This is a genomic window from Pseudomonas sp. I3-I5 (assembly GCF_022699445.1).
GTDB classification, from domain to species: domain Bacteria; phylum Pseudomonadota; class Gammaproteobacteria; order Pseudomonadales; family Pseudomonadaceae; genus Aquipseudomonas; species Aquipseudomonas fulva.
The window spans coordinates 2,611,053-2,627,604 of sequence record NZ_CP093940.1; the positions used below are offsets into that span (position 1 = coordinate 2,611,053).

The window sequence follows — 16,552 nt, forward strand, 5'->3', positions numbered from 1 at the left end:
CACACTCGTACTATTTCACCGTCTTGGGTCGCTCCCGATACTCCCCCTGTTAACCGCCGTATACAGGAACACCAAGCCCTTCGGGCTCGGTGGCCACGCAGGTGGCATCTCATGGAGTCTCCGGAGTCGTTATGAACCCTTTGTTCAAGTTATCCCCCCTCACCTTCGCGATAACGCTCGCCATGGCACCCGGCGCGTACGCGGTCGACTATGTGCTCGACAGCGGTCAGGACACCTTCAGCAGCGACCGAGGCATTGACGGCGCTGTGGTGCTGCGCCCCAGCAACGGCACGCCGTCCACGCTTACGCTCAACAATGGCGCCCAGGTCACCAGCTTCGGCGGCCGAATCGGTGGGTCGTCCACCAACGACGCGGCCAGCACGGCGATGGCCACGGTCATCGTGCAGGGCCCTGGTACGCGCTGGAACGTGCCACGCACCGGCGCGGTGCTGGGTAACACCATCGTGATTGGTGGCGCCGGGCAAGGTACTCTCAACGTGCTTGGCGGTGGGCAGGTGTCGGTGCGGGACCTGCAATTGAGTGACAATGGCAATGCCGGCAACGCCCTGTCGCGGGCCAACCTGCTGGTCAGCGGCCAGGGCTCGAAAGTAGACACCGTCAACGTCACGTCCGGTGGCGTGTTCCTGTACGACTCGCGCATCAACCTCAAGGATGGTGGGCAACTGGTCAGTGAGCGCGTGGCCATCAACTCGATCAGCGAACTGTCGGGCGCTGGCACCCGCTGGGACAACACCGGCACCTTCAGAAACCGCAACGACCTGAGCCTGAGCGACGGCGCCGTATTGACCAGCGACTCCATGGCGCTGGGCTCGGCCAACGTCAGCCGTAACACCCAGGTCAATGTCTCCGGTGAAGGCACCCGTCTGGCCACGCGCGCCATGACGCTGGGCACCACGACATCCAGCACCATCCTGACCCTGTCCAACGGCGCCGAGCTGAGCAGCGCCGACGGCATCGACATCAGCGAGCTGACCAGCATCAACTCCGCCGCCCGTGGCACGCTAAGCATCGGTGGTGCCGTCGTGCGGGACGATGCGCGTACCGACATAGATGCCATCAGCGCCGGTTCTGCCCAGGCGGCGGGCCGTCTCGATCCGCAAACCGCCATTCGCTTCGGCGCCGGCAGCGGTGCGCTGGCGTTCAACCATACCGACAGCAACCTGCAAGTGAACAACCGCATCAGTGGCGCGGGCCGTGTGTACGCGTTCAGTGGCGACACCACCTTGGGCGGCGACCTGACGGGCCTTTCCGGCAGCACGGTAGTGCGTGGCGGGCGGCTGGTACTCGACGGCGATGTAGACCAGACCAACCCACGAGGCACGTCATTGCTGAGTGTGGGCAACGGCACCTTGGTGGTCAACGGTACCGTCGGGCATACCGACGCTTCTGGCAACTACAGCAACCGTGCCCAAGTACTGGCAGGTGGCGTGCTGGCCGGTAACGGACAGGTCGGGAGCACGCAGGTAGCCTCGGGCGGTACGCTGTCGCCAGGTGAAGCGGCACTCGGCACCTTGAACATCAAGGGCGACCTGGACATGGCCGAAGGCTCCAGGTACGCCGCCGACATTGCAGGCAATGGCGGCGCCGACCGGGTTAACGTCAGCGGCAGCGCAACCCTGCGCGGTACGCGTGTAGACGTGACCACCCTCAACGATGCGCAAAGCTATCAGACCGGCCAGACCTACACCCTGCTGGCCGCCCAGGGCGGCGTGGTGGAGGGCGCAGCAGCAGGTACCGCGTATGCGCAGGCGTTCACCAACTCGGCATTTCTCAATGTCAGCCTGCAGCGCACCGCCAATGAACTGAACCTGACCATTGCGCAGAAAGGCACTACACCGCCTGTCGAACCACCTGTGGAGCCGCCTGTGGAGCCTCCCGTGGAACCGCCGGTACAGCCACCTGTAGAGCCCCCGGTCGAGCCGCCCGTGCAGCCGCCCGTGCAGCCGCCGGTCGAGCCACCTGTCCAACCCCCGGTGCAGCCGCCTGTAGAACCGCCCGTCGAGCCCCCGGTGCAGCCCCCGGTCGAGCCACCCGTGGAACCCCCGGTACAGCCGCCGGTCGAGCCACCTGTTCAACCGCCAACGACAGGCACCCCGGGCATCTTCCAGACCGTGGCGCTCACACAGAACCAGTGGAATACGGCGGGTGCCCTGAGTGGATTGCAACAGAGCGGCGACCCCCTGCGGCTTTACAACAACTTGCTGGTACTGGATGCAGCCAGTGCCCGCAATGCCATCGATCAGCTGTCCGGTGATTACCACAGCAGCACGGGCACCGCGCTGATTGCCAACAGTCAGGTCGTGTCTGGGGTGCTCGGCACCCGCGTTCGCGGTCTGTTGGACAACAACACCGTGCGCATGCCGACAGGGGCATCGAACCTGATGCCGGCCACCCCAGAGGCGCAAGGCGGCGCATGGGCACAAGTGTTCGGCAACTGGTCGAAGCTCGATGGCAACAACGGCGCCAGCGGCTTGCACCAACGCACCGGCGGTGTGCTGATCGGCGCAGACGGCAGCATCACCCAGGATTGGCGTGCCGGCGTGTACGGCGGTTATAGCCGCTCCAAGTTCGATGCCGATGACCGCGATGCCAAGGGTCACAGCGACAACTATCACCTGGGCCTGTACACCGGCGCCCAGATCGACGCGCTGCGCCTGAGTGCAGATGTGGGCTACACCTGGCACAAGCTCGACAGCAGCCGCAACGTTGCGTTTGCCGGTTACAGCGACCATCTCAAGGGCAAGCGCGACGCCAACACGCTGCAAGCCAGTGGCGAAGCGGCCTACCGCATCGGCCTGGGCGCGGTGGCGTTGGAGCCGTTCGTAGGGGTGTCCTACGTGAACTACGACGCCGACCGTTTCCGCGAAAAGGGCGGCGCAGCGGCCCTGAACGTGTCGAGCGAGAAACAGGACACCTGGTTCTCCACGGTCGGCATGCGGGCCTCGACCCACACACGCGTGGCCAATCACGATACCCAACTGTTCGGCTCCCTGGGCTGGCGCCGAGCCTACGGCGACCTGGACCCACGCAATGAGCAGGCGTTTGCAGGCGGACCGAACTTCGAGGTGCAAGGGATTGCCCAGACGCGAAACGTGGCACTCACTGAAGTGGGGGCGAAGGTGCAGCTGAACCGTCAGACCGATGTAGGGCTGTCGTATCAAGGGCAGTTTGGCTCTGATTCCCGGTTCCATTCGGTCAATGCCGGGATCACGGTTCGCTTCTGAGGAGCGGCGGGGGTAGAGCCCCCTGCCCGCCATAGTGACTGCTACATCCGGGGCTGCCAGGCAGCCTTGGATGGGCTGCGCACGCGCTCGCACAAGATCAATCCCCTGCGGTTGTGCAGGGGCGCCAGCCCATAGCGGCACAACGCTGCCTCAAACAGAGAGATCACATTACCTCCGGCCCGCGCTCACTCAGGGGCGCATCAGCGGCTCGATCCCGATCCACGTCTTGACCGGTTGATAGCACAGTTGCAACGGTGGGATGGCGACGTCCTGACCCTGCACCTGCAGATTGCCCAGGTGAATGGTCCACTTGGACTCGGCGTCAAACGTGTCCGTCGGGAAAATCACATAAACGGACCCGTAACGCTTGTTGTTGGTGATCTTCGGAATTTTGCTGTGCACTTCGTCTGCGTTGATGTCATACGGCGAAGGTCGCGCCTGCTGCGGCGCGAATGTCGGATAGTCATATACCGGGCCACCCAGATAAAGCTCGGGTCTGGCATTCAATCGCGAACCGTCATTGAGGGTGATGAACGCCTGCCGGCTGTCATAGAGGATGGGTATCGGCGCGGCCCCGCGTGCGGAACCGGACGCAGGCCGCTGACGCCCCTCGTTGTAAGCGATCAGTTGTACATAGAATTCCGGTCGCGGGTATTTTCCCCCTGGGTACTGTACATGCAGCACCTGCTCGAATGGTTCGTCGCGCCAGCGCGCGGAGTAATCATAGAGGTAGGTTTCGAGGTGGATGGCTCCGCCGTCTGGCAGGCCTGCAACCTGAAATTCGTGCTTCGTTTCGCAAACATCCGCGTACGCTGCGCGCTCCCGTTTCCACGGCACGCAGGCAGTAAGCGAGGCTGCACAAAAAAAGATAAGGAGTGAAAGCGTGCGCGTGCGATAAGTCATGACCGGCCCTGGTCTGGCGTGATGAGTGATTTCAGGTACTGACGCGTGGGTTCGATATCCATGTTGCCCATAGGCGAACGTACCAAGGTATTGGACAAAGGTGGATGAGCTAGGTCCGTGTGTTCAATCATCGAAGACGCCAAGGGGTGACAGTGCAGCAATCGCATTGCGAAAAAATCAGATTTAAGCCCTTCCCTGTAGGCCATTTCCCAAAGATACTCCCTGCGCCCATTTGTTGTTGCACATGAACGGTGTGGATTCTAGTCTCGCCGGGTCGCTGCCAATTCAGCGACCGGTTTTGACGGACCGAGAACGCTGCCTCATGTGCACACTTTATGGTGGCTGTACGTGCGGGCACCCTGTGGTGCGCCGAGTGCCAACGTCTCGGTCCGTCAACCCGCGTACAGCTACCACCCTCATTGCTTGACGGCCTGAATGTGGTAGTTCCTCCTTCCACGTTGGAGTTGAACCATGCTCAAGATCGTCCCCGATCCCCCTCTTCACAGTGGCTCCCTTGAAGACATTTTGGTCCAGGCCACCGAATACGCCACGTGCGCGGCCGCCGTGGTGCAACAGGCCATGTCACTGGGTTTCAGGTCGCCCGCTTCGGTGCTGATGCTGACCTCTCTGCATGAACTCGAGACGCTGAAGGCTCTGCTCGAGTCAGCGGTAACGCATGTCCAGATGCGACCGAAGCATCCAATCTGCCATTGACCCGTAACTGTTGAAAAGTGCGCTCGCATGGCGAACCGTCCGTTCACCCCGCTGGGTGTTGGTTCGCCAGCGATGTGGCTCGTGCAAGCACTGCACCCTTTTGAGGAGAACGACGATGTCCGGAGAAGAAACCACGTTTACCGTTGGCCAAACCACCTTCTATCAGGGCACCGACCAAACAAGCCCTCTCTTCCGTATCGAGCCCGGTATACCCTGTGAGATGGCCCGCGAGCAGGCCTCGGAGCTGATGGGTTACGCTCGGGACATGACCCTTGACGGCTTGATGGAAAACAAGCAGCACTTGATCTGGGCTTCCCACTACCTCTGCGCGATGGCCAAGGCCTTGCTTGACGACGCGCAACTGGGCGAAGCGCTGAGCCAGCATTAAGCGTGCAGGCCAACCCGAGCGCGCTACCCTCGCTGCGCCGGTTGCTTGCGATAGGCCAAAGGGTTGCACGCAGACAATGCCACAAAGCTCAACACCGCCACCGCCCCGGCGAGTACACCAAACCCTGTGCCTGATACCGCACTCACACCCATTGCCACAACGGCTGCGCTGCCAATCTGGCAAAACCCCACCAACCCCGATGCAGTGGCCGCATGCCCATGTTCACTGGCGATAGCCCCCGAAATCGCCAGCGACAACGACGAGCCGTTGGCCAGGCTGACCAGGCACATCGGCAGCACCACGGCCGTCACGCTGCGCCACCCCATGGCATAAGCCAGAAGAAAACCCATGGCGCCCAGTACGAAGCAGGTAATGCCTATCGCGACAATACGGTCGTAAGGCAAGCGGTCAAGCAACCGCCGGGCCAACCGGTTAGCTCCGATGATGCCCAAAGTAAGCGGCACGTACAGCCACCCGCTTTGCGCCTCGCTCAAGCCTGCTTGTACGAAAAGAAATGGCGACTGCGTCAAATAAACGAACCAGGCGCAGTAGATTGAACACACCACTACTGTGTAGCGGCAAAAGTTGCGGTCACCCAGTACGCGGCCGAAGCCGGCGAAGGGTCCCGTCCTGGTACGCGTCGCGACCGGTAGCGTTTCAGGCAATACAAACAGTGCCAGAAGCAGTGCTAGCGCCCCGAATGCGGCAACGAACAGAAAGTCGGCTCGCCAGCCGAACGCCACGGCCAAGTGCCCGCCGATTGCGGGGGCCAAGGCCGGCGACAGTGACACAAGGGGGTAAACCACGGCGTAGACTTTCGCCGAAGTGCGCTTGTCGCAGGTATCGGCAATCAACGCGCGACCAATCACCAGCCCCGCCGCTGCTCCCAGCGCTTCTACCATACGCCACGCTATAAAGCCCATGTAGCTGCTGGACAGCGCGCAGCCCATGGAGCCCAGCAGATAGAGAACGCCACCGGCCAGCAGCACGGGCTTGCGTCCACGTCGGTCAGACAGTGGGCCATAAACCAACTGCGCAAAAGCCAGTGCCAGCAAATAGAACGAGACGGTTTGCGGCATTTGCCAACTGGCAACGCCAAATTCAGTGGCCATGCCCGGCATCGCGGGTAGGTAGATATCCGAGGCGACGAGGCCGAAGGCGCTCAGCATGGCGACTGTCAGGATGAAAGATAAGCGAGGCATGGTGCTCCTGATACCCGGCTTAAGCCGGCTGCGTGATTCGGACGGTGATTCAAGCCCGCTATGTTATGCAGCGTGCATCAATGCGAAAATGCACGTAATCGCAGCCCAGGGCTGCATATTTGCATCTTCAGGAAGCGTGCATTGATGAATTGGGATGACGTACGCATTTTCCTCGCGGTACACCGTGCCGGCACCCTGCGGGCCGCAGCCACGGCGTTGGGCATCGACCAAACCACAGTCGGTCGGCGTCTGGCGGGGCTTGAGCAGACGCTGGGCAGCCGACTGTTTCTTCGCAGCACCGGTGGCCTGGCGTTGACTACCACTGGGCAACAGCTCGTACAGAAGGCTGAGGAGATGGAGCGGATGGCCGTCTCCTTCGAGCGCCAGGGTGAGGGAAACGATCCTCATCCATCGGGTGAGGTGCGCCTCACCACCACCGATGCGCTGGCCGTGGATTTCGTCATACCTGCGATCGAGCAACTGCGGGTCACTCATCCGCAGGTGCGGGTAATTCTGACCACCACCACTCGTCTACTGGACTTGGGGCGCAGGGAGGCCGACGTGGCCGTGCGCACCGTACGGCCGGAGCAACCTGACCTGATCGTGCGCCGGCTGGCTCACTGGCCTGTGGGGCTGTATGCGGCACAGCGGTACCTTGACCTGCGTGGAAAGCCAGAACCTGGCAGCGCCTTGGTAGGCCATGACATCGCCTTTTACCAACAAGGTGTAACCGCCCGGCAGGACGATACACTGGCGGGAGAGCCCAGGTCCGGCGGCCGGGTAGTCGCGGAGCTGGACTCGAGCCTCATGTTGGCGACCTTCGTGCGCGCCGGGCTGGCCCTGGGTGAGCTGCCGGAATACATGGCCCAGCGCGATGCCAGTTTGGTGCGCGTCTGGCCTGATCGACAGCGGGCCACGCCCTATGAAGCCTGGCTCGTGTTGCATCGGGACCTGGCACACACGGCACGGGTGAGGGTTGTAGTGGATGCGATTGTTGCGGCTTTTGCCGAGTGAGGGTCATCTAGGCGCTGCTGGGCCTAACCCCTCATCGCCAGTGAGCCTTAAGCTTTCTGAACCCAGCTACCCTGGGCGTGACATCTGACTGGGTGAGCGATGGCATTGCCTTTCTCAGATGAGCTGTGTGTTACTGCTGTCGATCAACGGATCTTATGGAGCGTACATGTTCAGCCACATTCAGCTAGGTGCTCGCGACCTGCCGGCCATGATCAGGTTCTACGATGCCGTACTTGCCACCCTGGGGCTTGTCCGCATGCCCGACAACCACGATGGCGGCCCGCAGGGTGCTGGATGGCAAAGGCCGGACAGGGAGTGGCCTCAGTTCTATGTGCAAATGCCGTTCAACGGACTGCCGGTGACATGGGGAAACGGCGTGCAAATAAGTTTTGCCGCCGCTTCGCAGGATCAGGTGCAGGCGGCATGGCGTACAGCCTTGGCGATGGGTGCTCAAGATGAGGGCGCACCTGGGTTGAGGCCGCAGTATGCCTCGGATTACTACGGTGCTTATTGCCGGGATATTGAAGGGAACAAACTCTGCTTTGTGCATGCAGCTGGCGTGATGTCGCCAACATGATCAAACAGGACGAATTCCCCACCTTGTTAGTGCTAGAGGTGGGTTTTTCTGAGAGACTCCCGGTTCTACGCGTCCGCCAGTAAACGCCGGTACCGCACTCCCCTTCTTTTTCGCACTGACCAGACTACAGATCAAGACGCTGTGGCCGTTGGGAGATTCGTTTGCGCAATGATTCCAAGCACCCGGCCAGCGATGACCGCCTCAACCACGTGCTCAATGCCAGCGAGCGCCTGGCCAGGGCCGAATCCGTGGAAGAAGTCGTTGCCGTGTTGCGAGACAATGCACGCGCGGCGGTAGGGGCTGAAGGTATTACAGTCATCCTCGAAAATCACGGCAAGTGCCTCTACGTGGCCGAGGATTCGGCATCTGCCCTATGGCAAGGGCAGGATTTTCCAGCCGACACCTGTGTTTCAGGGTGGGCCATGCAGCATCAAGAAACGGTTGTCATCGCTGACATTCGGCTCGACTCACGCATACCCATCCAGGCGTACTCCTCGACTTTCGTCCGCAGCCTTGTGATGGTGCCCATCGGGCGGCCTTTGCCGGTGGCTGCGTTGGGCGCATATTGGTCCGAGGCAAAAGACCATGATCTCGATACGATCAACAGGTTGGAGAACCTGGCGCGGCTGGCAACGATTGCCATCGAAAATGCGCGTCTGACCCAAGCGCGTAACCGTGGGGCGGCACTTGCAGCGGCGCAAAACCGAATCCTGGCACTGGCGGTTACATCGACCCCTCTGAGCACCACGCTGGAGGCGATCGTTCGCGAGGTGGAGGGGCTATCGGTTTCAGGTTTCGTTGGGAGCATTCTGCTCTTTGATGAGCGGGTAAGCCATGTGCACCACTGTGCAAGCCCCAGCCTGCCTGGCGTCTACCGTGAAGCCCTTGCGGGCGCCTCCATCGACCTGGGGCTGGATGCCTCGAGCACCCTGGCGGCAGTGGACATCAGCACCCGCTCTCGGTGGGCCACCCTTGGCGATTTGACCTTCGAACATGGGCTGCACCCCTGCTGGTCGACATCGATCCGTTCAGCCCAGGGCGAAGTGCTTGGCCTATTCGTCCTGTACCACGCTGAGCGCCGGGAACCACTGCCCGCCGATATGGAAATCATCGATTTCGTGACCCAGACCGTGGGGCTGGTCGTGCACCGCTCCCGTTCGGACTGCGCGGTTCGTTCCAGTGAGCAGAGGCTGCGTCTGGCAGTTGACCATGCTGATGTAGGCTTCTGGGACGTGGATTTTATCAATGACACGCTGGTATGGCCTTCGCAGACCAAGGCGATGTTCGGGATGTCAGCTGACGCGCCGGTCACCCTCCAAGATTTCTATGCAGGCATACACCCTGACGACTACGAGGCAACGATCGACGCATTCGCGGCAGCGATCGATCCGCTGCGCCGTGCACTCTACGACGTGGACTATCGAACCGTCGGCCGCGATGACGGCATCGTACGCTGGGTGGCGGCTAAAGGCCGTGGCGTCTTCGACCACGCCGGCCGGTGCTTGCGCGTGACCGGGACAGCGATAGACATCACTGCTCGCAAGGTCGCCGAAAACGCGCTCAAAGAGCTCAACGCCTCCCTCGAAGAGCGGATCGCCAGAGCCATTGCAGAGCGTGAAGAAGTACAAAAAGCATTGCGTCAAAGCCAGAAGATGGAAGCGATGGGGCAACTTACCGGCGGCGTCGCTCACGACTTCAACAACCTCCTCACCCCTATCGTCGGCACCCTGGACATGCTCCAGCGCAGGGGCGTGGGCGGCGAACGCGAGCAACGGCTGATCGCTGGTGCGATGCAGTCGGCAGAACGTGCCACGACGCTTGTCCAGCGGCTGCTTGCCTTCGCACGTCGACAACCCCTTCAGACGAGTTCGGTGGACGTGGCAAAGTTATTGAACGGCATGGCCGACCTTGTGGCCAGCACCATTGGGCCGCAAATCAAGGTCGTGGTCGATGTTCCGGCAAATCTGCCAGCGGCCATCGCGGATCTTAATCAACTCGAGATGGCCATGCTCAATCTTTCGGTGAATGCGCGTGACGCGATGCTTGACGGCGGCACGATGCGCATTTCCGCCAGCACGGAAATGGTCGACATTGACCACCGCTCGAGACTTCCGGCAGGCGAGTACCTGTGCCTGTCAGTTGCAGATACGGGGATTGGCATGGATGCGACCACCCTCGCCCACGCGGTGGAGCCATTCTTTTCAACCAAAGGTATCGGCAAAGGCACCGGGCTGGGCTTATCCATGGTGCATGGCCTGGCCTCGCAACTCAACGGTGCGCTCACCCTTCATAGCGCTCCAGGGCTAGGTACGAATGTAGAGCTTTGGCTGCCTCGCAGCACAACCGAACCCAATGAGGCACTGCGCATCGACCCACTCCAGGAGTCACCGCTGGTGCGCGGCACCGTGCTGCTGGTGGACGACGAAGAACTGGTGCGGGCAAGTACGGCGTACATGCTCGCTGAGCTGGGATACTGCGTGGTCGAGGCTGCGTCCGGTGAGCAGGCATTGGAATTGATGCACACTAAACAGCCGTTCGACCTGCTTGTCACCGATCATCTCATGCCCGGCATCAGTGGGACCGAGCTGGCTAGAGCGGTTCGCATTAGCAGACCTGACATTGCGATTCTGATCATCTCCGGCTACGCAGAACGTGAAGGCATTGATCCGGCGCTGCCTCGGCTCAACAAACCCTTTCGAAAGTATGAGTTGGCCACAAGGTTAGCTGGGCTGCGCGGCGGATCGAGGGACGCGCCTTTATTGCCTCAGGTGGTTTGACGGGTCAGATTTTGCAGTTGCACTCATCCATCAGTTAGGCAAGTACGCGCCTCAGGCCCGCTTGCGATACCCAGCTATGAGCAATGCCAGCCCAGGCGTCAGCAAGCCGACTGCGGTATACCCGAAAGCGGCCTGCCCTGAGGCGCCAACGGCTGCAAATGCCGTACCCACGGCAATCAGGGGTATGGCGACGAAGTAAAACGGTTTAGCTACCTTGCTCATATCGGACCTCCTGTTAGCACTCATGTGTGCGGGGCATCCAAGCTTACATGCACGCGTGTTCGGTAGGGTAGCCATGCTTGACCAAGCCCCCCCTACTTGAACGCCGATAACTACAGCCCGCTTCGACCGTTCGAAAAAGTTAGTACGTAGGGCTGCGCCGCGTTGCAACCGTAACTGCCCGCTCGGCGATTGATGGCGCGTCTTTCAACCCTGGCGACTCGAGGCATTCATCTGGCAGAATCGAGGGATTCCACGCCAAGCTCGTCCCACACCGATTCGGCCAGGTGGAAGGTGGCGTTGGCAGCCGGGATGCCGCAGTAGATGGCGCTCTGCATCAGCACCTCCTTGATTTCCTCTCGAGTTACGCCGTTGTTCCTGGCCGCGCGCAAATGCAGCTTCAGTTCACCTTCGCGGTTCATGCCGATGAGCATCGCAATAGTGATGAGGCTGCGTGTGTGGCGCGACAGGCCCGGGCGAGTCCAGATATCGCCCCAGGCATGGCGGGTAATCATTTCCTGAAACTCCTGGTTGAACGGCGTCAGGTGCTTGAGACTGTGATCAACATGGGCTTCACCCAGCACAGCGCGGCGTACCTGCATACCAGCTTCGTACCGTTGTTTCTCGTCCATCGGATGGTCCTCGCGCGCTTAGGCGGTCAGGAAGGCCAGCACGTGCTGGCTGAAGGCATCACTGGCCTGCACGTTGGAAAGGTGCGCGGCGTGGAGTTCGACCAGCTCGGCACCGACAATGCGCGCCTGCATCAGGCGGCCGTGCTCGATGTTAGTCACCGGATCGCTGCTGGCGCAGATGATCAGTGTCGGCACACCGATAGCACCGAGCTGCTCGCGATAGTCGGCGTCGCGCACCGCAGCACAACTGGCGGCGTAGCCTTGCGGTGAAGTCTGTGCCAACATGTCGACAATGGGCTCGACCTTGGCGGGCTCGGCCTTGGCGAAGTCGGCGGTGAACCACCGTGAGATCGAGGCATCGCGCAGATCGCGCATGGCCTGAACGCCACCGGCCAGCACGACTTCGATGCGCGAATTCCACACCTGCGCATTGCCGATTTTTGCAGCCGTGTTGCAAAGCACCAGGCGCTCGATACGCTCAGGGGCATGGATCGCCAGCCACTGGCCAATCAGCCCACCCATGGACAGGCCGCAGAAGCTTGCCCGCTGAATATCAAGTCCGTCGAGCAACGTCAGCACGTCGCCCCCAAGTTGTTCGATGCTGTAGGGGCCCTCGCTGACCAGCGACCGCCCATGGCCTCGGGTATCGTAACGAAGTACTTGAAAGTGCTCGGTGAAAGCCACCATTTGCGCATTCCACATGTGCAGGTCGGTGCCCAGCGAGTTGGACAGCACCAATACGGGCGCACCAGGCGGTCCTTCGAGTTGATAGTTGAGGTCGCCATCGGCAAGTTGTAGGGTAGGCATCTAAAGCTCCTCACGCGAAACGTTCGAATGTTCAGCGACAGCACATTGGACCCATCGGCGCGCTTGACCGAGGTATTGGGCCGGGTCGAGCAGGCGATCAAGCTCAGTGGCACAGAGCTGTGCGCTGACTTCGGTGTTGGCCGACAGCACTGCGCGAAGGTGAGTCCCCTCCTCCACCGCCTCGCGGCAACACTGTTCGATCAAGTGGTGGGCGGCATCCCGTCCGATGCGCTGCGCCAGAGAAATGCTCACCGCCTCGGCCAGTACCAGACCTTGTGTCAGTTCGATATTGCTGCGCATGCGCTCGGCATCCACCTCCATCCCAGATACCACCAGCAACGCCTGCTGCAGTGCGCCGGAAATCATGCAACACAGCTCCGGAAGGGTTTCCCATTCTGCATGCCATAAGCCCAGACTGCGTTCGTGCTCCTGCGGCATGGCCGCGAGCATGGTGGAGACCAGCCCTGGCGCGCGTACGGCGACGCCGATCAGCACGGCGGCGCTGACCGGGTTGCGTTTGTGCGGCATGGTCGAAGAGCCACCCTTGCCCGGCGCGGAAGGTTCGAAAACTTCACCGACCTCGGTCTGCATCATCAAACTCAAGTCCCGGCCCAGCTTGCCCAGGCTGCCGGCGATCAAGCCGAGCAGGCTCGCGAACTCGACCAGGCGATCGCGATGCGTATGCCAAGGTTGTTCAGGCAAATTCAGCCCCAACTCGCGGGCCAAGGCCTCGCTGACTGGCCAAGCCTGCTCGCCCAATGCTGCCAGGGTGCCGGAAGCACCCCCGAACTGGAGCACCAGTAGACGTGGCTTTAGCTGCTCAAGGCGCTGGCGGTGGCGAGTCACTACACCGAGCATGCCTGCCAGTTTCATGCCCAAGGTTACCGGCGTGGCCTGCTGCAACCAAGTGCGCCCGATCATTGGGGTATCGGTATGACGCTCGGCCTGCGTTGCCAAGGCGTTGGCCAGATCGGCGAGATCGCTTTCGAGCACCTCGACAGCGGCGCGCAGCTGTAGCACCAAGCCACTGTCCATGACGTCCTGGCTGGTGGCGCCATAGTGTACGTAGCGTTCTGCGTCTGGGCTTAGGGCGGCGACGCGCTTGCCCAGCGCCTTGACCAGTGGAATCGCCGAGTTGCCAGCGCTGACGATTGCATGTGCCAGCTCCGCCGGATCGTAGAGGTCGGCGTTGCAGGCGGCGACGATCGGCGATAGCACCTCAGCGGGAATCAAACCGGTGCTCGCCTCGGCACGTGCCAACGCGGCCTCGAAATCCAGCATACCCTGCAGTCGTCCACTGTCGCAGAAGATCGCACGCATGGCCGGCCGGGTGAAATACAAGTCGAAAAGTAGATTGCTTGGGCTGCTCAAGCGGGTACTCCAAAAATCGGGAAAGTTATCTGGTGCACAGCGTCTGCCTCAGGGGCCCACCGGCAAAATCAGGACCGCTGCGCGGACCTTCTTTCGAGCTGAGAGGCCGCAAGGGCAGCTCAGGCCCGTTCGACAGCCAGCGCGCCAAGCCCTGACTACGCTCCTGGCGACGGCTCGGCAACAGAGCCAGCGCCAAATGGGTACGCTCAGCAGTCAAAAAAAACGGTTTCCCCCTCGCCTTGGATCCGCATATCGAAACGGTAGGCCAGATTGCCATTCACCTCGCAGCGTTTGGCGATCAACGTCTGGCGACGCTGTGGCTGCTCGATCAAGTTGAGTACCGGATCGTCCTGATTGGCCTGGACTTCATCATCGAAGTAGATACGCGTATGCAGGTGGATATTGATACCCCTGGCGAAAAGCAACACGTTGATGTGCGGTGCCATCGGCACTCCAGCGGCGTTTTTCACCACACCCGGCTTCACCGTCTGCAACGTCCACTCGCCCGCATCGAAGGTCGTGGCGGTACGGCCGAAGCTGTTGAACGACTTCTCCAAGTCAAAGCGGGTGTCGTAGACCCCTTCATGGTTGGCCTGCCAGATTTCAAGGAAGGAATCGCGCACTAAATGGCCATTGCCATCATAGACATGGCCGAACAGCAGAATGTGCTCGCCAGGGGCATCTGGCTTGGCCAGTTGATTCCAGATTTCCTGCGGACGTGGGGCAACACCGGCGGCTTCCAGAGCCAGTCCAATATGAACGTAAGGTCCGGCGGTCTGCGAAGGGGTTTCGGGCAGCAGTTCAATAGGCATGTGCGTGAGTCCTTAGCGATCTTCGAAGTGCGTCTTGCGCTGGCCGCGCAACACGATGTCGAAACGGTAGGCCAGGCAATCCATGGGGTTGGCCATGCCCATGTCGAGCTTGGCGATCAGGCTCTGTACCGCTAGCGGGTTTGCGATCGACTTGACGATGGGGCACATCGCAATCAAGGGGTCGCCTTCGAAATACAGCTGGGTGATCAATTTAGCGGAGATCGACGGGCCACTGATGGAGAAGTGGATGTGCGCTGGGCGCCAGTCATTGGGTCCGTTACGCCACGGGTACGGGCCGGGCTTGACGGTACGGAACATGTAGTTGCCTGCGCTATCTGTCAGCGTGCGGCCGACACCTCCAAAGTTGGGGTCCATCGGTGCCAAGTAGCGGTCGTTCTTGTGTCGATAGCGGCCACCAGCATTGGCCTGCCACATCTCCACCAAGGTATGCGGGATCGGCTTGCCGTATTGGTCCATGACCCGGCCGGAGACGATGATGCGCTCGCCGATCGGCAGGCTGCCGGTGTTGAAGTTGAGCAGCAGGTCGTTGTCATGATCGCCCATCTTCAGGTGCGAAAAGTCCGGCCCTGTGGTCTCCGAAATAGACTGCGCAATGCTCACCAACGCCTGTCGCGGCGAGCGGGTGGCCGGTGTCCAGTTCGGACATGGCGGTCTCCTGTTGTTGGCGTTATAGGAGCCTGGAAACTATCAGGCATGTGCGCCGCAGTTTCCGCGAGCCTGCCGGATCTGAAAACTGAAAAGGCGCCGCGTATCCATAACCAACGGGTTATGGATACGCGTGCACGCGATACTCCTGGCCTAGCTCGCGCAACACTTCCTGGCACCAGCGTGCGCCGAGGGACAGTGGTAAGGCGGCGTTGCTGCAGATGCCCACCGAGCCACCCCCCTCTTGCAGCTGCGGCGCCAGTTCCACCAACTCCCCTTTGGCCAGGGGGCTGCGCACGGCATCGGTCGGCGCCACCCAAACCGCTTCGCTGGTATCGACATAACGCCGGCTCAGGCTTAATGACAGGGTTTCCAGTCGTCGATTTGGCAAACGCAGACCGTGCTCGACGAGCAGGCTTTCGATGCGTTTGCGGATAGTAGTGCCAACTGTCGGAAGGACCATTGGATAGTCCTCCAGCGCGACCGTATCGAAAGCCCTCTCGAGCAGTGGATGGCCGGCTCGTACCACCAGGGTCAGGGGCTCGTTGTAGAGATGCTCGAAGGTCAGTCCTTGGATCTGCGGACTATCAGTCATGCGCCCGACAACCAAGTCCAGCTCGCCCACGCGCAATTGCGACAGAAGAGGCGCGCTGGGCCCGGTAACCACGCTGATCACCAGCGAGCAATGGCGCCTGTGCAGACGGCGCACCACCTCCGGCAGAAACTCGCCCTCGACCGTGGACAGCACGCCAAGGCGCACGTTGCTGGGTTGGAAGTCTCCGCCGCGTAGGCTCTCCACCCCTTCGCGCAGTGTCTGCACGCTGGGCCCGGCATAACGCAGGAAGACCACCCCGGCCTCAGTCAGCGTGGCGCCTTCCTTACCACGCTCGAACAACTGTGCGGTCAGCGCATCCTCTAGCTCCTTGAGCGTCTTGGAGACGGCAGGCTGGCTGATCGCTAGCCGATCGGCTGCACGCGCCAGGCTGCCTAGGCGTGCCACTTCCAAGAAGCACTGCAGGTGACGAAACTTGATGCGTTTGTCGATGCTCATCGGTCACTCCAGAAGGCCTTGGGCCACTGCCCCGTGCCGGGTTAGAACACGCCGTGAACGTACACCAGCACGCAAAGGCTCATCGGGTCGGAGAACGCCTGTACCGTCATACCGGTGTAGCCAAATTGCGCTTGGCCTCCTGGAGCAGGCGCTGAGTGATCAAATGCAGCATTT

General features: G+C 61.2%; 14 protein-coding genes and 1 pseudogene. 6 read left to right on the forward strand and 9 right to left on the reverse strand.

Annotated features, from left to right (window positions below; translation table 11 throughout):
- The first annotated feature begins 212 nt into the window (after positions 1-212).
- Positions 213-3,245 (forward strand): autotransporter domain-containing protein, encoded by a 3,033-nt coding sequence (locus MOP87_RS11695; RefSeq protein ID WP_242810545.1) that lies wholly within the window; start codon positions 213-215, stop codon positions 3,243-3,245.
- Positions 3,246-3,434: 189 nt separating this feature from the next.
- Here MOP87_RS11695 and MOP87_RS11700 read toward each other — a convergent pair whose 3' ends face one another.
- A complete protein-coding gene (locus MOP87_RS11700; RefSeq protein WP_242809532.1) occupies positions 3,435-4,148 on the reverse strand; it encodes a hypothetical protein in 714 nt (237 codons plus the stop codon).
- A gap of 471 nt (positions 4,149-4,619) precedes the next feature.
- Here MOP87_RS11700 and MOP87_RS11705 point away from each other — a divergent pair, with 471 nt between their 5' ends.
- The gene (locus tag MOP87_RS11705; RefSeq protein WP_027916055.1) at positions 4,620-4,862 is read left to right on the forward strand and encodes a hypothetical protein; all 243 of its coding nucleotides are present in this window, start codon (positions 4,620-4,622) and stop codon (positions 4,860-4,862) included.
- A gap of 115 nt (positions 4,863-4,977) precedes the next feature.
- Complete coding sequence (locus MOP87_RS11710) at positions 4,978-5,250, forward strand: DUF3077 domain-containing protein (protein WP_027916056.1); 273 nt, start codon at positions 4,978-4,980, stop codon at positions 5,248-5,250.
- A gap of 23 nt (positions 5,251-5,273) precedes the next feature.
- On the opposite strand, the gene MOP87_RS11715 is transcribed toward MOP87_RS11710, so the two are convergent.
- On the reverse strand, positions 5,274-6,452 hold the full coding sequence (locus MOP87_RS11715) for a multidrug effflux MFS transporter (RefSeq protein WP_181074320.1): 1,179 nt from the start codon (positions 6,450-6,452) through the stop codon (positions 5,274-5,276).
- Positions 6,453-6,596: 144 nt separating this feature from the next.
- On the opposite strand from MOP87_RS11715, the gene MOP87_RS11720 reads away from it, so the two are divergent.
- From MOP87_RS11720 to MOP87_RS11730, 3 genes are all read left to right on the forward strand, one after another.
- Positions 6,597-7,466 (forward strand): LysR family transcriptional regulator, encoded by an 870-nt coding sequence (locus MOP87_RS11720; protein WP_027916058.1) that lies wholly within the window; start codon positions 6,597-6,599, stop codon positions 7,464-7,466.
- A gap of 166 nt (positions 7,467-7,632) precedes the next feature.
- Positions 7,633-8,043, forward strand: a complete 411-nt coding sequence (locus tag MOP87_RS11725; RefSeq protein ID WP_242809534.1) for a VOC family protein — start codon at positions 7,633-7,635, stop codon at positions 8,041-8,043.
- A gap of 161 nt (positions 8,044-8,204) precedes the next feature.
- Positions 8,205-10,820: an ATP-binding protein gene (locus tag MOP87_RS11730; RefSeq protein WP_242809536.1), complete on the forward strand. Its 2,616-nt coding sequence runs from the start codon at positions 8,205-8,207 to the stop codon at positions 10,818-10,820.
- A 51-nt stretch (positions 10,821-10,871) separates the two neighbouring features.
- Here the strand turns inward: MOP87_RS11730 and MOP87_RS11735 are convergent, their stop codons facing one another.
- The 7 genes and pseudogenes from MOP87_RS11735 to pcaQ form a co-directional block, all read right to left on the reverse strand.
- Complete coding sequence (locus MOP87_RS11735) at positions 10,872-11,042, reverse strand: hypothetical protein (protein ID WP_166741483.1); 171 nt, start codon at positions 11,040-11,042, stop codon at positions 10,872-10,874.
- Between the two features lie 227 nt (positions 11,043-11,269).
- Positions 11,270-11,671 carry a 4-carboxymuconolactone decarboxylase gene (gene pcaC, locus MOP87_RS11740; RefSeq protein ID WP_027916060.1) on the reverse strand — a complete coding sequence of 134 codons (402 nt, stop codon included), beginning with the start codon at positions 11,669-11,671 and terminating at the stop codon, positions 11,270-11,272.
- An 18-nt stretch (positions 11,672-11,689) separates the two neighbouring features.
- Complete coding sequence (pcaD, locus tag MOP87_RS11745; RefSeq protein WP_181074317.1) at positions 11,690-12,478, reverse strand: 3-oxoadipate enol-lactonase; 789 nt, start codon at positions 12,476-12,478, stop codon at positions 11,690-11,692.
- Entirely contained in the window at positions 12,479-13,849 is a 1,371-nt protein-coding gene (locus MOP87_RS11750; RefSeq protein ID WP_028686414.1) for a 3-carboxy-cis,cis-muconate cycloisomerase, read from the reverse strand.
- Positions 13,850-14,055: 206 nt separating this feature from the next.
- Positions 14,056-14,661: a protocatechuate 3,4-dioxygenase subunit alpha gene (gene pcaG, locus MOP87_RS11755; RefSeq protein ID WP_027916063.1), complete on the reverse strand. Its 606-nt coding sequence runs from the start codon at positions 14,659-14,661 to the stop codon at positions 14,056-14,058.
- 12 nt (positions 14,662-14,673) lie between these two features.
- A pseudogene (gene pcaH, locus MOP87_RS11760) lies at positions 14,674-15,303 on the reverse strand (protocatechuate 3,4-dioxygenase subunit beta); the annotation flags it as partial.
- 145 nt (positions 15,304-15,448) lie between these two features.
- Positions 15,449-16,378 (reverse strand): pca operon transcription factor PcaQ, encoded by a 930-nt coding sequence (gene pcaQ, locus MOP87_RS11765; protein ID WP_027916065.1) that lies wholly within the window; start codon positions 16,376-16,378, stop codon positions 15,449-15,451.
- Positions 16,379-16,552 lie beyond the last annotated feature (174 nt).